This is a genomic window from Pseudarthrobacter sp. B907 (assembly GCF_040137805.1).
Lineage (GTDB): Bacteria > Actinomycetota > Actinomycetes > Actinomycetales > Micrococcaceae > Arthrobacter.
Window position 1 is genome coordinate 89704 of record NZ_JBEEQE010000003.1, and the last position, 19660, is coordinate 109363.

Here is a 19660-nt window from a genome sequence, read left to right on the forward strand (position 1 = left end):
AGTCTGAAAGATCGGCCCGAATTAGCGCCGGGCGGTCAGTGCCGACGGCGGTCAACGGCCTAGTCTGACGAGCGGTGAAGGACAAAGATGCCGCCGTAGGGAGGCTGCTCTGATCGCTGCCGGTCGCTGGCGGTGTATTCGTTCAGCACGGCGTGGATGCGCGTGAGGAGGTCTTCGGCGTCGGCCTCGGAGAGGTGCAGCACGAAGCGGGAAAGGCTGGCCAGTGCGTCCGGCCCTGCCTCCGCCAGCTCTTCCCGGAACGCCTCCACCGGGGCCAGCGGACCGTCCGGTCCAGCCTGACCCAGGGCGGTGTCCAGATGCCAGGACCGCCCGGTGGAACGGTACGGCTTCTCCAGCGCACCGCTTTCTCCCGTGCGGACCGCGGCGGCTTCGAGGAATCCGGTGGCGAGCAACTGCCGCACGTGATAGAGCATGGTTCCCGGATCCTGGCCCAGCCGGTCGGCGAGCTGCTTGTTGGTCAGCTCGTGCAGCCCGCACAGGCGCAGGATCCGCAAGCGCAGCGGATGGGCCAGCGCCTTAACTTCCCGGGCGCTCGCGGCCGGCCTCACTTCGTCCGCGCTCGTCTGCTCTTCCATGCACTCATCCTACAAACTGATGTACTGGACTCAAATCACCTTGAATTTTCTCAATCAATGCGGAATGGTTCAGCTATGACCGATCAAACCGCGCGGGTGTTGGAACGGAACCGTGCGCCCCTGGGCACGTCCTACTGGAAACTCTGGACCTCCTCCGGGCTGTCGAACCTCGCGGACGGCGTTTTCAAGATCGTCCTGCCGCTGCTGGCCATTCAGCTCACCCAGTCACCCACGCTGATTGCCGGGCTGAGCGTGGCCGCCACCCTTCCCTGGCTTCTCTTCGCGCTCACGGCCGGGGCGCTGGCCGACCGGTTGGACCGGCGCAAGCTTATGCTCTGGGCCAACATCGGCCGGGGACTGCTGCCGGCTGTCCTGGTGGCCGTCATCCTGCTGGATTTCGGCTCCATCGGGGCTCTGTATGTCGTCGCCTTAATGGTCGGCGTGGCCGAAACGCTGTACGACACCTCCGCGCAGTCGATCCTGCCGCAGGTGGTGTACCGGGATCAGCTTTCGCGTGCCAACGGCCGGCTCTACGCGGTCGAACTCACCGCCAACCAGTTCGTTGGCCCTCCGCTGGGCGGACTGCTGGTGGCCCTCGGCGTCGTTGCGGGACTTGCCGTGCCGGCGGCCCTGTGGCTTGCCGCCGTCGGGTGCCTGTTCCTGGTCCAGGGGGCTTTCCGCATGGAGCGGGAGCAAAAGACAACATTGCGCTTTGACATCGGTGAAGGTTTGCGGTTCCTGTGGCACCAGAAGATCCTCCGCACGCTCGCGGTCATGACGGGAGTGTTCAACTTCGCGTCCAGCGCGGCATTTGCGGTCCTGGTGCTGTTTGCCGTGGGGCCGGCCTCGGAAATGAAACTGTCCGAGGTGGGGTTCGGCGTTCTCTTGACGGCTTCCGCCCTCGGTGCGTTCGTCGGCTCGTTCACCTCCGAGTGGGCCGAAGCCAGGCTGGGCCGGTCCAAGTCCCTGATGCTCACGATCTTCGGGAGTGCGCTGATCGTGGGTGCGCCCGCCCTGACCAGCGACCCGTACGTCCTTGGCCCCATTCTTTTTTTGGGCGGCATGCTGGTCATGCTGTGGAACATCATCACCGTCTCCCTACGCCAGCGCATTGTTCCCAACCACCTGCTGGGCAGAGTCAACAGCGCGTACCGCCTGCTCGCCTGGGGCACCATGCCGCTCGGTGCGGCAGCGGGCGGCCTGCTGGCCCAGTGGCTGGGGCTTCAGGTCATGTTCGGCATCATGGGGGTGCTTACCCTCGCGCTCCTCGCGCTGATGCCCGTCCTCACAGACAAGGCCATCGCCGACGCCGACGTCGAATCCTGAGTTGGTTCAGTGGCGGGTCATACGGCCGGTGGATCCTCGCTTCTTACCGGGCTTGAAAGACTCCGGTCTCACGGTACCGCTGGTAGAGCTTGATCACTTCAAGCGTCGGCTGATGAATTGGCAGGGGTGGTTGAGACAAAGGGAAGAACGCGATCTCGCGGACCTCGGAAGGCTCCGGCACCACATTCCCCTTCCAGCTTTCCAGGACAAAGCACAGCGCAAAAGCATGGACCTTGTCGCCGTTCGGGTACTCCAGCTGATGCAATTCCGGCTCGGAAAGGCTGGCGAACGCGACCAGGTCTGCTGGATCAGCTTCGATTCCGGTTTCCTCAAACAGTTCGGCGACGGCGGTACGCGTGAAACTCTGCCCGGGCTCGCAGGCGCCGGCGGGAAGTTCCCAGACCCCGTTGTCGACTCGGCGCTGGAATAGTGCTGTGCCGTCGGAGCGCAGCACCAGGACCTGCGCTCCCGGCAGAAGCAGCTGGCGGGAGCCAACCTTCTGGCGCAGTTCCCAGACATATGATCCAACGTGTCCCATTGACCCTCCCAGTGGTCTACGCCAAGCAATGTCGGCCGGCTAGTGGCCAGTATGACCCTTGCATGCGGCGCCGGCCCGTCACGGTGGTCGTCGGGAGACCAGATTTCCTCTGTTCCCCTGAAGTAGGACGTGCAGGCGGCCCCGCCCGCCACGGCAAATGTCAATTGTCGGCGGGGGTCGGTACGGTGGGTACATGAGTCTTGCGGAGTCACCAGAGTCCGGTACCGGGCCAAATACTGGAGCGACTGATCCTGCTGCGGCGCACGCGCCGGCGCCGGCCGACAGCCCGCCCGCCAACCGGCTGCGGGACACCGTCCTTCCGGTACGCCCCGCGCTGATCGACCGCGGTTCCGCGGCCAGGCTGCAACCGGACATGCTGGCGGACCTGCTGCGCTGCGGCGGGGTGCAGGCCATGCTCCTCTCGCGGCGCCAGGCGCTGGTCAGCGGTGAAGGCCTCGTCTTTCTGGACGCGGCCGGCCTCGCCGCGCGGCTGAAGGGAACCGCGTACGCGCCGGAACAGGTGATCTACCTGGGCTCGGCCCTTCCCGGGGCTTCCGCGGCCGCGGGAACCCAGTACGTGCTGTTCATCCTGCCCGAGCAGTTCGAGGTCCGCGCCGAGCCCTTCGAGCAGCACGTCGAGGGCATCCCGGCCGGGGCCCAGTGGGCCGGGTTCCGCGAGGTCGCGGCCCAGCTGGACGCTACCGACACCGCCCTGTTCATCGAGGCCAGCGCCATCGCTAACTGGCACGCCACCCACACCCACTGCCCGCGCTGTGGCGCCGCAACCGTGCCGGAGGCCGGGGGCTGGGTCCGGCGCTGCCCCGCGGACAACTCCGAGCACTACCCCCGCACGGACCCGGCCATCATCGTCACCGTCGTCGGCCCGGACGACCGGCTGCTGCTGGGCGGCGGAGGCCCGCTGGATTCCCGGACCTACTCCACCCTGGCCGGCTTCGTCGAACCCGGCGAATCGCTCGAGCAGGCCGTCATCCGCGAAATCGGCGAAGAAGTGGGGGTGCGGGTCACCGCGTCACAGTACCTTGGCTCCCAGTCCTGGCCGTTTCCGGCGTCGCTGATGCTCGGCTTCACCGCGACGACGGCGGACACCGAGGCCACGCCCGACGGCGTCGAGGTCACCCGGGCCCGCTGGTTCAGCCGCGCCGAGCTGCAGGAAGCGGTGCTCAGCGGCGAAATCGTGATCTCCAGCAGGCTCTCGATCGCCCGCGCCCTGATCGAGCACTGGTACGGGGGCGTCATCCAGGACCGCGCGGACCAGGCATGAGGTCCCCGTGACACCCCGCCGCGGCACCGTCGCGCCCGCCCGTTCCACCCTGCGGCCCTTCCGCCGCGCACCCTTCAACGACTAAGCAGCAGACGTGAACACAGATATCTTCCAGTCCAGCGCCTTCCCGGCCGGACAGTCCGATGCCGGGGTACCGGCCCCTGAGCCGGCGGCGCAGGACAACCGCTCACTCGAGGAGCGGATCCTGGGCGGCCTTGACGCCGAACAGCGCGAGGTCGCCAGCACCCTGAACGGGCCCATGTGCGTGCTCGCGGGCGCCGGCACCGGCAAGACCCGTGCCATCACGCACCGCATCGCTTACGGGGTGCACTCCGGCGTGTACAGCCCGCAGCGGCTGCTTGCCGTCACTTTCACGGCACGGGCCGCCGCAGAGATGCGCAGCCGGCTCCGCGACCTGGGCGTCGGCAGCGTGCAGGCCCGCACCTTCCACGCCGCGGCGCTGCGCCAGCTGCAGTTCTTCTGGCCCCAGGCCGTCGGAGGCGCACTGCCGAACCTGCTCGACCACAAGGCCCAGATGATCGCCGAGGCCGCCCGCCGGCTGCGGCTCAGCACCGACCGCGCCTCCATCCGGGACCTCGCCTCCGAAATCGAGTGGGCCAAGGTCTCCATGCTCACCCCGGCCAACTACCTGGAAAAGGCCCAGGGCCGCGGCACCCCGGGCGGCTTCGACCTGACCGCCGTCGCCCGGGTGTTCCAGTCGTACGAGGACGTCAAAACGGACCGGAACGTCATTGATTTCGAGGACGTGCTGCTGATCACCGTCGGCATCCTGCAAGAGGACCCCAAGGTCGCAGCCACGGTCCGGGAGCAGTACCGGCACTTCGTGGTGGACGAATACCAGGACGTGTCGCCGCTGCAGCAGCGGCTCCTGGAACTGTGGCTGGGCGGCCGGGACGATCTCTGCGTGGTCGGTGACGCCAGCCAGACCATTTACTCCTTCACCGGTGCCTCTCCCAAGCACCTGCTCGGCTTCAAGGGCCAGTACCCGGACGCCACGGTGGTCAAGCTGATCCGCGACTATCGGTCCACGCCGCAGGTGGTGAAGCTGGCCAACGAGCTGCTGGCCGGCCGGCGCAGCGGTGGTCCCGTGGCGGACGCCGCCTGGGCCGCGCCCCTGCAGCTGGTGGCGCAGCGGCCCGCCGGGCCGGTGCCGCAGTTCACCGAATGTTCCGACGACGAGGCCGAGGCCGCCACGGTGGCCGTGAAGATCCGGGCGCTGCTCGACGCGGGCACGCCCGCGAGCCAGATCGCCGTGCTGTTCCGCACCAACGGCCAGTCGGAGGCCTATGAGCAGGCGCTCGCCTCGGCCGGCATCGGCTACCAGCTCCGCGGCGGCGAGCGGTTCTTCGCCCGGAAGGAGGTCCGCGACGCGATCCTGCAGCTCAGGGCCGCCACCCGCGCGGTCGCCGAAACCGCGGCGCCCGAGCCCCTCGGCCAGCTGGTCCGCGACATCGTGTCCTCCCTGGGCTACACGGACGCGGCCCCGCACAGCGGCGGCGCCCTCCGGGAACGCTGGGAATCCCTGGCCGCCCTGGTGGCCCTCGCCGACGAACTGGTGGTCAGCAGGGGAGCGGAGTTCAGCCTTGCGGACTTCGTGAACGAACTGCAGGAGCGCTCGCTCGCGCAGCACGCCCCGACCGTGCAGGGCGTGACCCTGGCGTCGCTGCACGCAGCCAAGGGCCTCGAATGGGAGGCCGTGTTCCTCGTCGGCCTGAGCGAGGGCCTTATGCCGATCTCCTTCGCTGACACCCCCGAATCGGTGGATGAAGAACGCCGCCTGCTCTATGTCGGCATCACTCGCGCCAAGGAGCACCTCTATCTGTCGTGGTCCACCGCCAGGACCCCCGGCGGCCGGGCGAACCGCAAACCCTCGCGCTTCCTGGACGGGCTGCGGCCCGACTCGGTGGCCAGCTCCTCCGTCCGCGGCAAAGGCGCGGCGCCGCGCCGCAAGGCGGCCGTTCCGGCGTCGTGCCGGGTCTGCGGCAGCATGCTCTCCTCCGGCGCCGAACGCAAGGTGGGCCGGTGCAGCCAGTGCCCGCCGAGCTACGAGGAACAGACCTTCGACGCGCTGCGGCAGTGGCGGAAGGAAACCGCTCTTGAAGCCGACGTCCCCGCCTTCGTGGTCTTCACCGACGCGACCCTGACCGCGATCGCCGAGGCGAGGCCCGAGTCCCTGGAACAGCTCGCCACGCTGCCCGGGGTGGGCGCCTCGAAGCTGGAAAAATACGGCGAAACCGTGCTGGCGGTCCTGGCTGAAAGCTCAGCGCACTGATGGCCGGCGCCGGGAATCGCAGCGGCACGCCGCTGACCACCGCCGACGGCGCGCCGGTGGAGGTGCGCCGCTCGGCGCGCCGGCGCCGCACCGTGGCCGCGTTCTGGGAGAACGGCACGGCCGTCGTCGCCATCCCCGCCCACTTCAGCGGCGCCCAGGAGCGCGAATGGGTGCAGCGGATGCTGGAGAAGCTCCGGGCGCAGGGATCCCGGGGCCGCAAGGCCGTCGGCAAGCGCCGTGCCGGCAGCGACGCTGAGCTGGCGGCGCACGCGTCAGTCCTCTCCGCCAAGTACCTCGGCGGCCGGGCAGTCCCGACGTCGGTCCGCTGGGTGACAAACCAGAACTCGCGCTGGGGCTCGGCGACGCCGTCGGAGGGCACCATCAGGCTCTCCCACAAGCTGCAGCCAATGCCGCAGTGGGTCATTGACTATGTGCTGTTGCACGAACTGGCGCACCTGCTGGTGGCAGCCCACAATGCGGCGTTCTGGCGGCTGCTGGCGGCCTACCCGGAAACCGAACGAGCCAAGGCCTTCCTGGAAGGTGTTTCGTTCGCCACCGCACGCGGCCTTCCGGCCGGGGCCGACGACGCCGGGACCACCGCTGACGACGTCGACGACGCCAGCGAGCTCGAGGGCGCCGTCCGCTAAGGGGTCAGGCCTTCGGGCTGCCGCCCTCGTCGTCGGCGCCGGGCTTGCCGTCGGAGCCGCCGCCCTCGGCGCCGGGTTCATCGCCATCCTCGTCCGCAGCCGGCGGGGCAGTGTCGAACCCGCCGCTCAGCAGCTTCTGCAGGGCGTCGTCAACCTCGGTGTCACTGGCCTCGGCCAGCTTGCGGCGCTCGCTGAAGCCCTTCGGGTCGTCCAGGTCCTCCGCGGTGGGCAGCAGATCGGGGTGCTGCCAGATGGCGTCCCGGCCTTCCACGCCGCGTTCTTCCTTGAGCTGGGCCCACAGCGTAGCGGCCTCGCGCAGCCGGCGGGGCCGGAGTTCGAGGCCGACGAGGGACGAAAACGCATGCTCGGCCGGGCCGCCGGTGGCGCGCCGGCGCCGGACGGTCTCGCGCAGCGCCGCGGCAGAGGGCAGCAGCTTCTCGGTGGCGGCGGCCGTGAGTTCGTCGACCCAGCCCTCCACGAGGGCCAGGGCGGTCTCCAGCTTTTCCAGCGCCTGGTCCTGGGCGGGGGTCCGCTGCGGCATAAACACGCCCTGTGACAGGGCTTCCTGGATGCCCTCGGGGTTGCTGGGATCCAGCTCGCGGGCCAGCTCTTCGATCTTCGAGGTGTCGATGTGGATGCCGCGGGCGTAGGCCTCGATCGCGCCGAGCAGGTGCCCGCGCAGCCACGGCACCTGGACGAAGAGCCGGGCGTGGGCGGCTTCGCGGACCGCGAGGAAGAGGCGGATGTCGTTTTCCGGCAGGCTGAGGCCCTCGCCGAACTTCGCCACGTTGGCCGGCAGCAGCGCCATTTCCAGGTCGGCCAGGGGCACACCGATGTCGGTGGAGCTGACCACCTCGGCGGAGAGGGCGCCGATCGCCTGTCCCAGCTGCATTCCGAAGATCGCCCCGCCCATGTTCTGCAGCATCGAGGAGGCGCCGCCCATCATGGACTTCATTTCCTCGGGCATCTGCTCGGTCATCGCCGAAGACAGGGCGTTGGCGATGCTGTTGGCGACCGGCTCCGTCAGCCGCTTCCAGGTGCCAAGGGTTTCTTCCACCCATTCGGCTCGGGACCAGGCCCGGCCGATCAGCCCGGTAGCGGGCAGCTCGGTCACCTGGTCCAGCCACAGCTCGGCGAGCCGGAGGGCTTCGTCGACCTCACGGGACTGCGCGGCGGTGACGGACGGGTCGGAGCCGCTGGCGGCGACCCGGCGGGCATTCTCGTGGGCCAGCTGCCAGTTCACGGGTCCGTCCGAGGAGGCGCTCATCATGGCCTGGACCTGGGAGAACATCTGGGCCAGCAGGTTCGGGTCGTCCGGCAGCCCGGCGGCCTTGGCGAGCTCCGCCGGATCGATGTCCCCCATGCCCTTGCCGCCCATCAGGTTCTGCAGCATTTCTGCCAGCGGATCCTTGGGTTCGTCGTCCCCGTTGGACGGATTGAGTGGGTTAGAGGTCATGATCCCGCCGATCGTCGGTGTGACTGGTGCTCAAGTTCACGCTACCCCTCCGCGTGAGCGGCTGTCTCCCGAAACCCGGCCCCGTTCGCTGTCGGCAAAGAGTCCCGGCGGCCCCCGAGCGCGTAGTGTTAGAGGCTGGAATATTTGCAGGCTGTCGAGCCGGTTTCGGCCGCAGCCGCAGCGCCAGATTCCGGCCCCGGCAGGGGCCCAGGCGCCGGCACGGAGAGGTCCTTCATTGACGTTTACCCAGGGCGGACGGCCCCCCGGCGAACCCGCGCCCCTCGACGGCGAAGCTGCGCCCCTCGGCGGCGGCATTAAGGCCCGGCAAGCCGGCAAAACCGGGGGAGGGGACCACCGCTCTTCCACCATGCTCGTCTCCGGCCTGCTGGCGCTGGGCCTCGGCCTGGCGGCGATGACGCTTCCCGTCCCCTACGTCGTCGAATCGCCCGGCCCGACCTTCAACACACTTGCCACGGACAACGGCAAACCTGTCATCACCGTGTCCGGCCACGAGACGTTTCCGGCCAAGGGCAGCCTGGACCTCACCACCGTGTACGTCGACGGCGGCCCCAACGGGCCGGTGACCGTGTTCGAGGCCCTCAACGCCTGGCTCAGTCCCTCCAAGGCGGTCTACCCGGAGGAACTGATCTTCCCCAACGGCGTCACCAAGGAACAGTCCCAGCAGGAAAGCGCCGTCGCCATGACGACATCGCAGGAGAACGCCGTCGCCGCGGCCCTGAAGGACCTCGACATCCCGTTCGAGCAGAAGCTGCAGGTGGCCGGCGTTCCGGACGGCTCGGCGTCCAAGGGCAAAATCCTGGAAGGCGACGTCCTGGTCTCGATCAACAGCAAACCGATCACGGCCCTGAGCGTTGTCCAGAGCGAGCTCGCTGCCGGAAACGGCAAGCCGGTCACGGTCGTCGTCGACCGCAACGGCAGCCAACAGCCGCTGACGGTCACCCCGAGCAAGTCCCAGTCCGGGCGGTACCTGCTCGGCGTTGGGCTGCAGTACAAGTTCAAGTTCCCGTTCGACGTCAAGATTTCCCTCGACAAGGTCGGCGGCCCCAGCGCCGGCATGATGTTCGCGCTCGGCATCGTGGACACCGTGACGCCCGGTGACCTGACCGGCGGCAAACACATCGCCGGCACCGGCACCATCACCCCCGACGGCGCCGTCGGGGCCATCGGCGGAATCGGCCAGAAGATGGTCGGGGCCAGGGCCGGCGGGGCCACTATGTTCCTTGCCCCGGCGGCGAACTGCGACGACGTCGTGGGCCACATTCCGGCGGGCCTACAGGTCGTCAAGGTGGAGAACCTGGCCGAGGCGCGGCGCGCAGTTGAACTGTCCGCGGCCGACGGCGACACATCCGGACTCCCCACCTGCACCAGCAACTAGACTGACCCCGGAACTAAGCTCCACTGCCACTCGTGGCACTAATAACTCAATCCAGCACTGACGACCAGCTATGAGGTACCGAGTTTGTCCCGTCCCAGCACCGTCCCGCCCGGCAGACCGCAGCAACGGCGGGGCGCCCTGACGCCCACCCTGATCGTTGTCGCCCTCATCGTGGTCGGCTTCATCTTCTTCGCCAATGTCTGGACGGACGTCCTCTGGTACCAGCAGCTGGGCTTCTTCGAAGTCTTTATGACAGAGAACCTCGCGCGGATCGCCATCTTCCTGGCCGGCTTCGCCGTTATGTTCGCCGCGATGTACTTCGCGATCCGGATCGCCTACACGTCCCGTCCGGTCTACGCGCCCGACTCGGACGTCCGGGACAACCTCAATCGCTACCAGGCCCAGCTTGAGCCGATCCGCCGGGTGGTCATGATCGGCCTGCCGGTACTGTTCGGCCTCTTCGCCGGCAGCGCGGCCGCCAGCCAGTGGCAGAAAGTGCTGCTGTTCCTGAACCAGCAGCCCTTCGGCCAGAACGATCCGCAGTTCAACCTGGACATCAGCTTCTACCTCATGACGCTGCCGTTCCTTGGCTTCGTTACCGGCTTCCTGATCAGCGTCGCCGTCGTGGCCGGCATCGCCGGGATCCTCACGCACTACCTTTACGGCAGCATCCGGCTGATGGAGCGCGGCGTCTTCACCAGCCGCGCCGCCCAGATCCACCTGGCGGTCACGGGCGCGGCCTTCTTGCTGCTGCTCGGCACCAACTTCTGGCTGGACCGCTACTCCGCTGTGCTCAACAGCGGCGGCCGCTGGGCCGGAGCGCTCTACACCGACGTCAACGCGGTCATTCCCACCAAGGCCATCCTCGCCGTCGCCGCCGCCCTCGTGGCCGTGCTGTTCATCGTCGCTGCCGTCATCGGCAAGTGGCGGCTGCCGGTAATCGGCACCGCCATGCTGGTCATCACCTCGATCCTGGCCGGCGGCGTCTACCCCTGGGTGATCCAGCAGTTCCAGGTCCGCCCCTCGGAGCAGACCCTGGAGAACGAATACATCAAGCGGAACATCGCCATGACCCGTGCCGCCTACGGCCTCGACAAGATTCAGGAGAAGCGCTACGAGGCCACCACCAACGCCACCACCGGCGCCTTGGCCCCGGACGCGCAGACCACCGCCAATATCCGGCTGCTGGACCCGAACCTGATCTCGGACGCCTTCTCCCAGCTTGAGCAGTACCGGCCGTACTACCAGTTCCCAAGCACCCTGAACGTGGACCGTTACGAGGTGAACGGCAAGATTCAGGACACCGTGATCGCGGTGCGCGAGCTGAACCCGGGCGGACTCGCCACCAACCAGCAGTCCTGGCTGAACCGGCATGTGGTCTACACCCACGGCTACGGTGTGGTCGCGGCGAAGGGCAACAAGTTCACCGCGGACGGCAAGCCCGAATTCCTGCAGTCCGGCATCCCGTCCACCGGCGTGCTGGGCACCGACACCAGCTACCAGCCGCGGATCTACTTCGGCGAAAACTCGCCGGACTACTCGATTGTCGGCGCCCCGGACGGCGCCGCGCACCGCGAGCAGGACCGCCCGGCGGCCAAGGAAGGCGACGCCGGAACGCAGTACACCTTCACCGGCAACGGCGGCCCGAACGTCGGCAGCTTCCTCAACAAGATCCTCTATGCGATCAAGTTCCAGTCCTCGGACCTGCTGCTCTCCGACGGCGTCAACGCCGAATCGCAGATCCTCTACGACCGGAACCCGAAGGACCGCGTCGAAAAGGTTGCGCCGTACCTGACCGTGGATGGCAACGCCTACCCCGCCGTCGTCGACGGCAGGGTGAAGTGGATTGTCGACGGCTACACCACGAGCCCGTACTTCCCGTACTCGCAGCAGGAACAGCTTTCCGACGCCACGAGGGATTCGCAGACCTCGGCGGGCCGAACCGCCGCGTTGCCGAGCAACTCCGTCAACTACATCCGCAACTCGGTCAAGGCCACGGTCGACGCCTACGACGGCTCGGTCACGCTCTACGCCTGGGATGACCAGGATCCGGTCCTGAAAGCCTGGCAGAAGGTGTTCCCGACGTCGCTGAAGCCCTTCTCGGAGATGTCCGGCGCCCTGATGAGCCATGTCCGCTACCCGGAGGACCTGTTCAAGGTCCAGCGTGAACTCCTGGGCCGCTACCACGTGACCAACGCGGACAACTTCTTCACCAACAACGACGCCTGGAGCGTGCCGAACGACCCGACCGTCAAGGAAGAGGGGGTCAAGCAGCCGCCGTTCTACATGTCGCTGCAGATGCCCGACCAGGACAAGCCTGCCTTCCAGCTGACCTCATCGTTCATCCCGCAGGTGGTCAATGGCAATGCGCGCAACGTCCTCTACGGCTTCCTGGCCGCGGACTCGGACGCAGGCAACCAGAAGGGCGTGAAAGCGGACAGCTACGGCCAGTTGCGGCTGCTGCAGATCCCGCCGGAGGCCAACGTACCCGGGCCCGGGCAGGCGCAGAACAAGTTCAACTCCGATCCCACCGTGTCCCAGGCGCTGAACCTGCTGCGGCAGGGCGCCTCGGCCGTGCTCAACGGCAACCTGCTGACGCTGCCGGTCGGCGGCGGCCTGCTCTACGTCCAGCCGGTCTACCTGAAATCGACGGGGGAGACCTCCTACCCGACACTGCAGCGGGTCCTGGTGGCGTTCGGTGACAAGATCGGATTTAAACCGACCCTGGATGAGGCGTTGAACGAGCTGTTCGGCGGCAAATCCGGGGCAACCGCCGGCGACGCCGCCAACAACGGCCAGACGCCGGCAAGCCCGTCACCGGGCACCACGCCGCCGGCCACCGGCGGCAGCACGGACGCCAAGGCCGAGCTGAAGGCGGCCCTCGACGAGGCCAACGGCGCGATCAAGGCCGGCCAGGAGGCCCTGGCCAAGGGCGACTTCGCCGCCTACGGCGACCAGCAGAAGAAGCTCTCCGCGGCCCTGCAGCGGGCCATCGACGCCGAAGCCAAGATCGCCACGACGACGCCGGCGCCCGCGCCGTCGGCCACACCGTCACCGAGCGGCAGCGCTTCGCCGTCGGCCACGCCGTCGCCGTCGCCGAGCAAGTAGGCGCGGACGGCAGCAGGCACAGCAGGCCGGATTCCCCGTTCCGTTGGAGCGGGGAATCCGGCCTTCGCCTTTCCCGGCGTCGCCCGGGCCGGCGGGCTTCAAAGCCGATGGGATGCACATCACGCCGCCCCGATTTGGCCTCCCGTTCACCGGCAGGTAAAGTTGTTCTTGCGACGCGGGGTGGAGCAGTTCGGTAGCTCGCTGGGCTCATAACCCAGAGGTCACAGGTTCAAATCCTGTCCCCGCAACTGAGAAGAAGTCCGGAACCCGGCAATGTGTTCCGGACTTCTTGTTTTAACCGCCGGCCCCTCGCCGGAACCAGGGGAGTGGTCGGGGCGGCTGCCAAAGTAGGGTAGTGTTGATCAAGCGACGCGGGGTGGAGCAGTTCGGTAGCTCGCTGGGCTCATAACCCAGAGGTCACAGGTTCAAATCCTGTCCCCGCAACGAATAGCAGTAAAGCGAAGGCCCGGATCATGCGATCCGGGCCTTCATTGTTTCCTAGCCGTCCTTGAGCCGCTGGTAGGTCTCCAGCGCCCGGGCCCGGGACTCCGGGAGGCCAACGATCGGCTCCGGGTAGCCGCCGGCCGCCCCGTCGGCCTTCCACGGCTCGTGCACGGCCTTGTCCTCCAGCTCCGCCAGTTCCGGGAGGAACACCCGCAGGTAACGGCCGGCGGCGTCGAACTTCTTGCTCTGGGTGACCGGATTGAAAATCCGGAAGTACGGCGAGGCATCCGCTCCGGAGCCGGCCACCCACTGCCAGTTGGCGGGGTTGCTGGCGGCGTCCGCATCCACGAGGGTGTCCCAGAACCACGCCTCGCCGACCCGCCAGTCGGCCAGCAGGTTCTTGACCAGGAACGACGCCGCCGCCATCCGCACGCGGTTGTGCATCCAGCCGGTCTGCCACAGCTGGCGCATCCCGGCGTCCACCAGCGGATAGCCGGTGCGGCCCTGCTGCCAGGCCTCCAGTTCGGCGTCCGACGGCGTCTGCCAGGCGAAGTCGTCAAATTCCGGGCGGTAGTTGCGGGTGGCCAGCTGCGGGTTCTCGTAGAGCAGCTGCCAGCAGAATTCCCGCCAGCCGAGTTCGGAACGGAAGACCCCGACGTCGGCGGGGGCGCCGTGCGGGAAGCGTTCCCGGAGCGCGTGCCAGACCCGGAACGGGCTGATTTCGCCGAAACGCAGGTGCGGGGAGAGCCGGGACGTGCCCTCGACGCCGGGCACGTCCCTGCCGGTGCCATACTCGGACGCAGGCCCATCCAGGAAGTCCTCCAGCCGGCGGCGGGCGCCTGCCTCGCCTGGCGTCCATTCCGCGGCAAGCCCGCCGCTCCAGTCCGGGCGGTGGGGGAGCAGGGCCCAGTCCTCCAGCGCCTCGCCGGCCGGCAGTTCACCTGAGCTGTTCCGTGCCGGTGCAGGGAGTCGCTCCGGTGCGCCCAAAGGCTGCCGGGGCTCCGGCGCCTCGAGGCAGGCCTTCCAGAACGGGGTGAAGACCTTGTACGGGCCACCCGCGCCGGTACGGACCGTCCAGGGCTCGAACATGAGGCTGGCCTGGAAGCTTGAGGCGGCGATGTCCTGCCCGGCGGCCCATTCCTTGAGGCCGGCGTCCACGGCACGTTCCGGGCCGCCGTAGCGGCGGTTCCAGAACACGCGGCTGGCCCCCGTTTCCTCGGCCAGTGCCCGGACCACGCGGTCCGCCGGGCCGCGGCGCAGGAGCAGGCGCGAACCGGCTGCTTCGACGTCGGCGGCGAGTGCCTCGAGTGAATGGTGCAGCCACCACTTCACCGCCCCGCCCAGGGGCCGTACACCGGGAGATTCTTCGTCCAGGACATAGACCACGGTGAGGGGGTCGCCCGCCGTGGCGGCTTCCACCAGCGCGGGATTGTCGTCAAGGCGGAGGTCGTCGCGAAGCCAAACGAGAGTCGAGGACATGGCTCCACGCTACTGGATCGGCGCCGGCCCCGGACGCGGCCCGGGCATAGCAAGGGCCGGGCACCCCGCGGCGCCCGGCCCTGCCCTACGGGTTAGAGCTTGTCGAAGTCGGCTTCGTCCACCGTGCTGCCCGCGGTCGGGCCGTTGCTGGCGCCGAGGGCCTGCGTGCGGCCACCGGACTTGAGCGCGGCGAGGCGCGCCTCGATTTCGGTCTGTTCGCCGAGGTCCTCCAGGGAGTTGAACTGGGCGTCCAGGCTGGAGGCGGCGAGTTCCTGCTGGCCGCGGACCTTGGCCTCTTCGCGGCGGATCTTCTCTTCGAAGCGGCCCACCTCGGAGGTCGGATCCATGATGTCGATGCTCTTGAGGGCGTCGTGCACCTGGGTCTGCGCGGCGGCGGTCTTGGACCGGGCGACGAGTTCGTTGCGCTTGCTGGTGAGCTCGTTGAGCTTGCCCTTCATCTGGTCCAGGCCGTGCTTTAGCTTGTCGACGACCTCGGACTGGGAGGCGATGCTCGGCTCGGCCGACTTCGCCTCGTTTTCCGCCGTCATCTGGCGCTGTAGGGCCACCTTGGCGAGGTTGTCGAACTTCTCGGCGTCCACCGTGTCGCCGTTGGCACGGTACTCGTCAGCCTTGCGCGAGGCGGCCAGGGCCTTGTTGCCCCAGTCCTGGGCGTTCTTGACGTCCTCGTTGTAGTCGTCCTGGAGCATACGCAGGTTGCCGATGGTCTGCGCGACGGCGGATTCGGCTTCGGCAATGTTGTTCGTGTAGTCGCGGACCATCTGGTCCAGCATCTTTTGCGGATCTTCTGCCTGGTCCAGCAGGGAATTGATGTTCGCCTTTGCCAGCTGCGCCATACGGCCGAAAATGGACTGCTTAACCATGGTGTTGCCTTTCGTCCTATCCAGTGGTGGCCACTGGATTCGGTGAACAGTGAATGTACCGCTTCTACCCGCCGGCCGGAACGAGTCCGCCGGCGCCTAGTCTGTAACCGGCCGGCTAGAAACTCCCGGAGTCCCCGCCGCCGAAATCGCCGCCGCCGCCAAAGTCGCCGCCGCCGCCCCAGCCGCCGCCGGAATCGCCGCCGCCCCAGCCGCCTCCGCCGCCCCAGCCGCCGCCACCGCCGCCGTGCAGGATGGAGTTGATCAGGATGCCGCCAAGGATGGCGCCGCCAAGGCCGCCGCCTCCGCCGCCGCCGAACATTCCGCCGCGGCCGTAGCCCTGGTTGGCGAAGCCGCCGAACTGGTCCACGTCGGCCTGCGCCTGCTGGGCTGCCTGGGCGGCGAGGGAGTGCGCCTGCTGGGCGTACTGCAAGGCCGTCACCGGGTCGGTGCGGGAGATCGACAGCGCGTAGTCGAGGTTGCGCTGCGCCTCGGCGAGCCGCGTGCGTGCCTCGGTGCCCACGCCGCCGCGGCGGGCAGTGATGTAGTCCGACGTGGCGCTGATCTGCGCCTGGGCGGACATGAGGCTCTGCTGCAGCGAGGCCTCCGCCCGGCGGGTTTGTTCCTGCTGGTCGCGGATGCCGGTGAGGGCGGCATCCAGGGACTGGTGGGCGTTCTCCACACGCGCCAGGGTGGCGATGGGGTCGATCTTGCCGCCCTGGATCTCGGCCTTGACCTGGGCCAGTGCGGCCTCCACGCCGGCCACCGGTCCGGCCAGCTCCGGGTGCGCACCGGACTGGATCATGGCGCGGGCCTGGGCCAGGTCCTGGGAGGTGTCGACGACGGCGGACTCGAGCCCGCTGCTGGCCTCGTCCAGGTTGGCCGCCACCTTGGTGATGGCGCCGAGCAGCACGTTGGTCTGGTGCAGGCTCTCCTCCGCGGCCCGGACGGCGACGGCGGCGAGGCTGCCCTCACCGGCGCTGAGCTTCTCCTGGGCCGTGGCCGAGGCGTTCTGCACAAAGGCCAGCCGTTCCTTGGCCTGGCTGATGTTGTCCGCCACCTGCGTGAGCGCGCTGTCCGCGTATTTCGCCCGGAGGCCGGTCAGCGACTCCTCGGCCGCAACGATTTTGGTCTCGGCTTCGGCGGCGCCGGCCCCGACGTCGGCGAGTGCCTGCGGGGCGTTCTTCTCCAGCTCCCGCAGGGAGTCGAAGTCGGCCTTTTGCTCCTGAAGGGAGGCCAGCGCCGCCTCGGACCGGCGGATAATCTCGCCCAGCCAGGTCCGCTGCTGCTCCTCGGTGTCCGGGATGTGGTCGTCCAGCTGCTGCTGCAGCTTGAACGACTCGGTCATGTGGGCCTTGGCGTCCTGCAGCGCCTTCGTGAAGTTCCCGACGGCGGCTTCGCCGTACTGTGCCTGGGCGAAGCCAAGCTCCTGCTCGCTGGACTTGATGGCGTCGTCCGCCTCGATCAGCAGCGAGCTGCTCTTGCGGCGCAGTTCATCGACGCTCAGTCCGGCCAGCGGGTCCAGGTCGGCGCCCTGCGGTCCGTAGGCGGTGCCGCCGGCCACGGCGGCTTTCTTCCGGCGGTTGCGGAGGTAAAGGTAGGTCCCCACGCCGCCGGCGGCCACCACACCGACGCCGACCAGGACGCCGTTCCCGGCGTTGGCTCCCGACGGGACCGACCCGCTGCCGCCGCCGGCGGCGTCACCGATTGCGGCGGCGGCGTCGATCGCGGCCTGGGCATAATCCTTCTTGCCACCGGCCAGATTCGCCACGACTGCATTCTGGGTGATACTCGATTTTTTGGCATAGATCGCGCTTCTGGTGCTCGGCGCAAAGTAGTACTGGCCGGCAGTTGAGATGGCGAGCAGCACATCCGCGTTGCCCATGCCCTTCTTCGTGGCCACGGCGTCGCCCCACGTCGTCGCATTCGCGGGGTTCTCGAAGGAGTTCACAGTGACCACGTAAAGGTTGTACTTGTGGTCTTTCAGGAGCTTCTGGATCGCGTCCTGGACCTCGCCCTTGCGGCTGCCCAGCACATTTGCGCTGTCCACGATGTTTTGTCCGGAAGGGATGGTCACCGGGTCTTCGGCCAGCGCGGGAGCGGCGGGGAGGGCCAGCAATCCGGCGACGCCGAGAACGGCGAGGAATCGTTTCATCATTGACCGCATCGGTAACCCTTCAGCACTTCTGTGACCGGATCAAGCCGAACCGGTCGTCTCAGAACGCAGCAGCGCCCCCACGCAGGTGTAAAGCCGCAGGTCGCTGTGGCAATTCCATTTGATTCTATGGTGCACCCCGGAGGCCGTCCACCGCCGGGAATATGCCACCAGCGAAACGCGCTGCACCCACCGGGACGCCAATTCACATGGCCTCCCACATAGGGGTCGGCGTTCAGGAACCTCCCAGCAAATGTTCGCTTTTGCACCAGTCTGGGCGAGCATACTTATCTGCAGACGAGGATGAAAGGAAGTCCCATGACTGAGAACCCAATGCAGGGCGCGTCACCGGATCCATCGACCAAGAACCGGGACCCGCTTGGGCCGGGCGAGAGTGCTCCCGCGGCTCCGCACGCCGCCCCCGCTGAGGACTCAGCCCAGGAGAACCCGACGACGAGGCTGGACCGGCCGGCGGACAACGCCCCGCAGCCCGTATATCCGCAGCGCCCGCCCGCTTACGGCCAGCACCCGGACACCGACACCCAGCAGTTCGGCGCACCGGCTGCCCAGCCCCAGTACGCCCACACTCCCGGCCCCTATGGCGGCTACGGCAACCAGCCGCCGGCAGGGCCTCCGGCACACAACTCGTTCAGCCAGCCGGGCAACGCACCGAAGCGCAAGGCCGCCTTCGGCGTTCCCACGCTCGTCGCCAGCATCCTCGCCGCCGGGCTCGTGGGCGGCGGCGTCGTGGCCGGCAGCAGCGCACTGATGGGGAACCGCCCGGTGGCTTCCACCGGCAGCGCCGGCCAGCCCGGCACCGTGATCGTCAACAACAAGGACGACGTCAACGCCATCACCGCCGCCGCCCAGAAGGCCTCGCCCAGCGTTGTGACCATCAAGGCCACGAGCGGCAGCGACGGCGGGACCGGCTCCGGCATCATTCTCGACGGCGACGGGCACGTGCTCACCAATACCCACGTCGTCACCCTGGACGGCAAGACCGCCAAGGCCGCAGTCGAAGTCCGCACCAGCGACGGCAAGGTCTTCAGCGCAAAGATCGTCGGCACCGACCCGCTCTCCGACCTCGCGGTGATCAAGATCGACAACCCGAGCGGGCTGATCCCGGCCAGCCTCGGCGACTCGGGCAAGCTCAATGTGGGCGACACCGCCGTCGCGATCGGCTCTCCGCTGGGGCTGACCGGCACCGTCACCGACGGCATCGTCTCGACCCTCAACCGCACAATCAGCGTGGCGTCCTCGGCGGCACCCAAGGACGGCGCAGACAACTCCCAGGGCGGTGACCAGGGCTTCCAGTTCGCCCCTCCCGGCGGCGGGCAGGCGCCGAGCACCGCCAACCAGGGCAGCATCTCGATCAACGTCATCCAGACGGACGCGGCGATCAACCCGGGCAACTCCGGCGGCGCGCTGGTCAACAGCAAGGGAGAAATTATCGGCGTCAACGTCGCGATCGCTTCCGCCGGCGGGGATGCCAGCGGCAGCAGCAGCGGCAACATCGGCGTCGGCTTCAGCATCCCGATCAACCACGCCAAGCGGGTGGCCCAGGAGATCATCAGCAACGGCAAGGCCAGCCACGGCCAGCTCGGGGTCAGCGTCAAGTCCAAGGCGGCCGGCAGCTCGTCCTCCGGCTTCTCGGTCGGCGCCGATGTGGCCACGGTCGAGCCGGGCTCGGCGGCGGACAAGGCCGGGATCAAGGTCGGCGACGTCGTCACGAAGTTCCAGGACCGCTCCATCAGCGATCCCAACCAGCTCACGGCGGCCGTACGGGAGCAGGCCGCGGGCGCCACGGTGAAGGTGACCGTCCTGCGGGGCGGCCAGGCGAAGGAACTCGACGTGACCCTCGGGGCCGCAGCCGAACAGTAACCCTCGGGTGCAGCAGTGCACCACCGAATGCAAGGCCGGCCGGCACCTTGGGGGTGCTGGCCGGCACTGTTTTTTGCGGACCCTTTGCCCCCGGCCCGCAGGGACGGGCGCCCCCGCCGCCGCGTCCCGCCAGCCGGTCCTGACACAGGCGTTAACCCGGGCCGCACCGGGCCCGCGCTGT

13 protein-coding genes and 2 tRNA genes are annotated in these 19660 nt (G+C 68.3%); 9 read left to right on the plus strand and 6 right to left on the minus strand.

Annotated elements, in window-relative coordinates; translation table 11 throughout:
- Positions 1-59 precede the first annotated feature (59 nt).
- Positions 60-596 carry an ArsR/SmtB family transcription factor gene (locus ABLI39_RS03460; protein WP_349412022.1) on the minus strand — a complete coding sequence of 179 codons (537 nt, stop codon included), beginning with the start codon at positions 594-596 and terminating at the stop codon, positions 60-62.
- A 75-nt stretch (positions 597-671) separates the two neighbouring features.
- Between ABLI39_RS03460 and ABLI39_RS03465 the strand changes: the two genes are divergently transcribed.
- On the plus strand, positions 672-1922 hold the full coding sequence (locus ABLI39_RS03465; RefSeq protein WP_349412024.1) for an MFS transporter: 1251 nt from the start codon (positions 672-674) through the stop codon (positions 1920-1922).
- Positions 1923-1965: 43 nt separating this feature from the next.
- Here the strand turns inward: ABLI39_RS03465 and ABLI39_RS03470 are convergent, their stop codons facing one another.
- Positions 1966-2460 carry an NUDIX domain-containing protein gene (locus tag ABLI39_RS03470; protein WP_349412026.1) on the minus strand — a complete coding sequence of 165 codons (495 nt, stop codon included), beginning with the start codon at positions 2458-2460 and terminating at the stop codon, positions 1966-1968.
- Positions 2461-2653: 193 nt separating this feature from the next.
- On the opposite strand from ABLI39_RS03470, the gene nudC reads away from it, so the two are divergent.
- The 3 genes from nudC (at position 2654) to ABLI39_RS03485 (ending at position 6682) form a co-directional block, all read left to right on the plus strand.
- Entirely contained in the window at positions 2654-3742 is a 1089-nt protein-coding gene (gene nudC / locus ABLI39_RS03475) for an NAD(+) diphosphatase (protein ID WP_349412027.1), read from the plus strand.
- Positions 3743-3944: 202 nt separating this feature from the next.
- Entirely contained in the window at positions 3945-6035 is a 2091-nt protein-coding gene (locus ABLI39_RS03480; RefSeq protein ID WP_349412203.1) for an ATP-dependent DNA helicase UvrD2, read from the plus strand.
- On the plus strand, positions 6035-6682 hold the full coding sequence (locus ABLI39_RS03485) for a M48 metallopeptidase family protein (RefSeq protein ID WP_349412028.1): 648 nt from the start codon (positions 6035-6037) through the stop codon (positions 6680-6682). Before ABLI39_RS03480 ends, ABLI39_RS03485 begins: the two co-directional genes overlap by 1 nt.
- Before the next feature lie 4 nt (positions 6683-6686).
- On the opposite strand, the gene ABLI39_RS03490 is transcribed toward ABLI39_RS03485, so the two are convergent.
- On the minus strand, positions 6687-8138 hold the full coding sequence (locus ABLI39_RS03490) for a zinc-dependent metalloprotease (RefSeq protein WP_349412029.1): 1452 nt from the start codon (positions 8136-8138) through the stop codon (positions 6687-6689).
- A 235-nt stretch (positions 8139-8373) separates the two neighbouring features.
- On the opposite strand from ABLI39_RS03490, the gene ABLI39_RS03495 reads away from it, so the two are divergent.
- From ABLI39_RS03495 to ABLI39_RS03510, 4 genes are all read left to right on the plus strand, one after another.
- Entirely contained in the window at positions 8374-9534 is a 1161-nt protein-coding gene (locus tag ABLI39_RS03495) for a YlbL family protein (protein ID WP_349412030.1), read from the plus strand.
- Between the two features lie 84 nt (positions 9535-9618).
- On the plus strand, positions 9619-12642 hold the full coding sequence (locus ABLI39_RS03500; RefSeq protein WP_349412031.1) for a UPF0182 family membrane protein: 3024 nt from the start codon (positions 9619-9621) through the stop codon (positions 12640-12642).
- A gap of 174 nt (positions 12643-12816) precedes the next feature.
- Positions 12817-12890 (plus strand) — tRNA-Met (locus ABLI39_RS03505).
- 122 nt (positions 12891-13012) lie between these two features.
- Positions 13013-13086: transfer RNA gene (locus ABLI39_RS03510), tRNA-Met, on the plus strand.
- Positions 13087-13140: 54 nt separating this feature from the next.
- On the opposite strand, the gene ABLI39_RS03515 is transcribed toward ABLI39_RS03510, so the two are convergent.
- The 3 genes from ABLI39_RS03515 to ABLI39_RS03525 all read right to left on the minus strand — a co-directional run bounded on the left by ABLI39_RS03515 (position 13141) and on the right by ABLI39_RS03525 (position 17610).
- The gene (locus ABLI39_RS03515) at positions 13141-14565 is read right to left on the minus strand and encodes a cryptochrome/photolyase family protein (RefSeq protein WP_349412032.1); all 1425 of its coding nucleotides are present in this window, start codon (positions 14563-14565) and stop codon (positions 13141-13143) included.
- Between the two features lie 92 nt (positions 14566-14657).
- Positions 14658-15446 carry a PspA/IM30 family protein gene (locus ABLI39_RS03520; protein WP_349412033.1) on the minus strand — a complete coding sequence of 263 codons (789 nt, stop codon included), beginning with the start codon at positions 15444-15446 and terminating at the stop codon, positions 14658-14660.
- A 115-nt stretch (positions 15447-15561) separates the two neighbouring features.
- On the minus strand, positions 15562-17610 hold the full coding sequence (locus ABLI39_RS03525; RefSeq protein WP_349412034.1) for a TPM domain-containing protein: 2049 nt from the start codon (positions 17608-17610) through the stop codon (positions 15562-15564).
- Between the two features lie 306 nt (positions 17611-17916).
- Between ABLI39_RS03525 and ABLI39_RS03530 the strand changes: the two genes are divergently transcribed.
- On the plus strand, positions 17917-19479 hold the full coding sequence (locus ABLI39_RS03530; protein ID WP_349412035.1) for a S1C family serine protease: 1563 nt from the start codon (positions 17917-17919) through the stop codon (positions 19477-19479).
- Positions 19480-19660 lie beyond the last annotated feature (181 nt).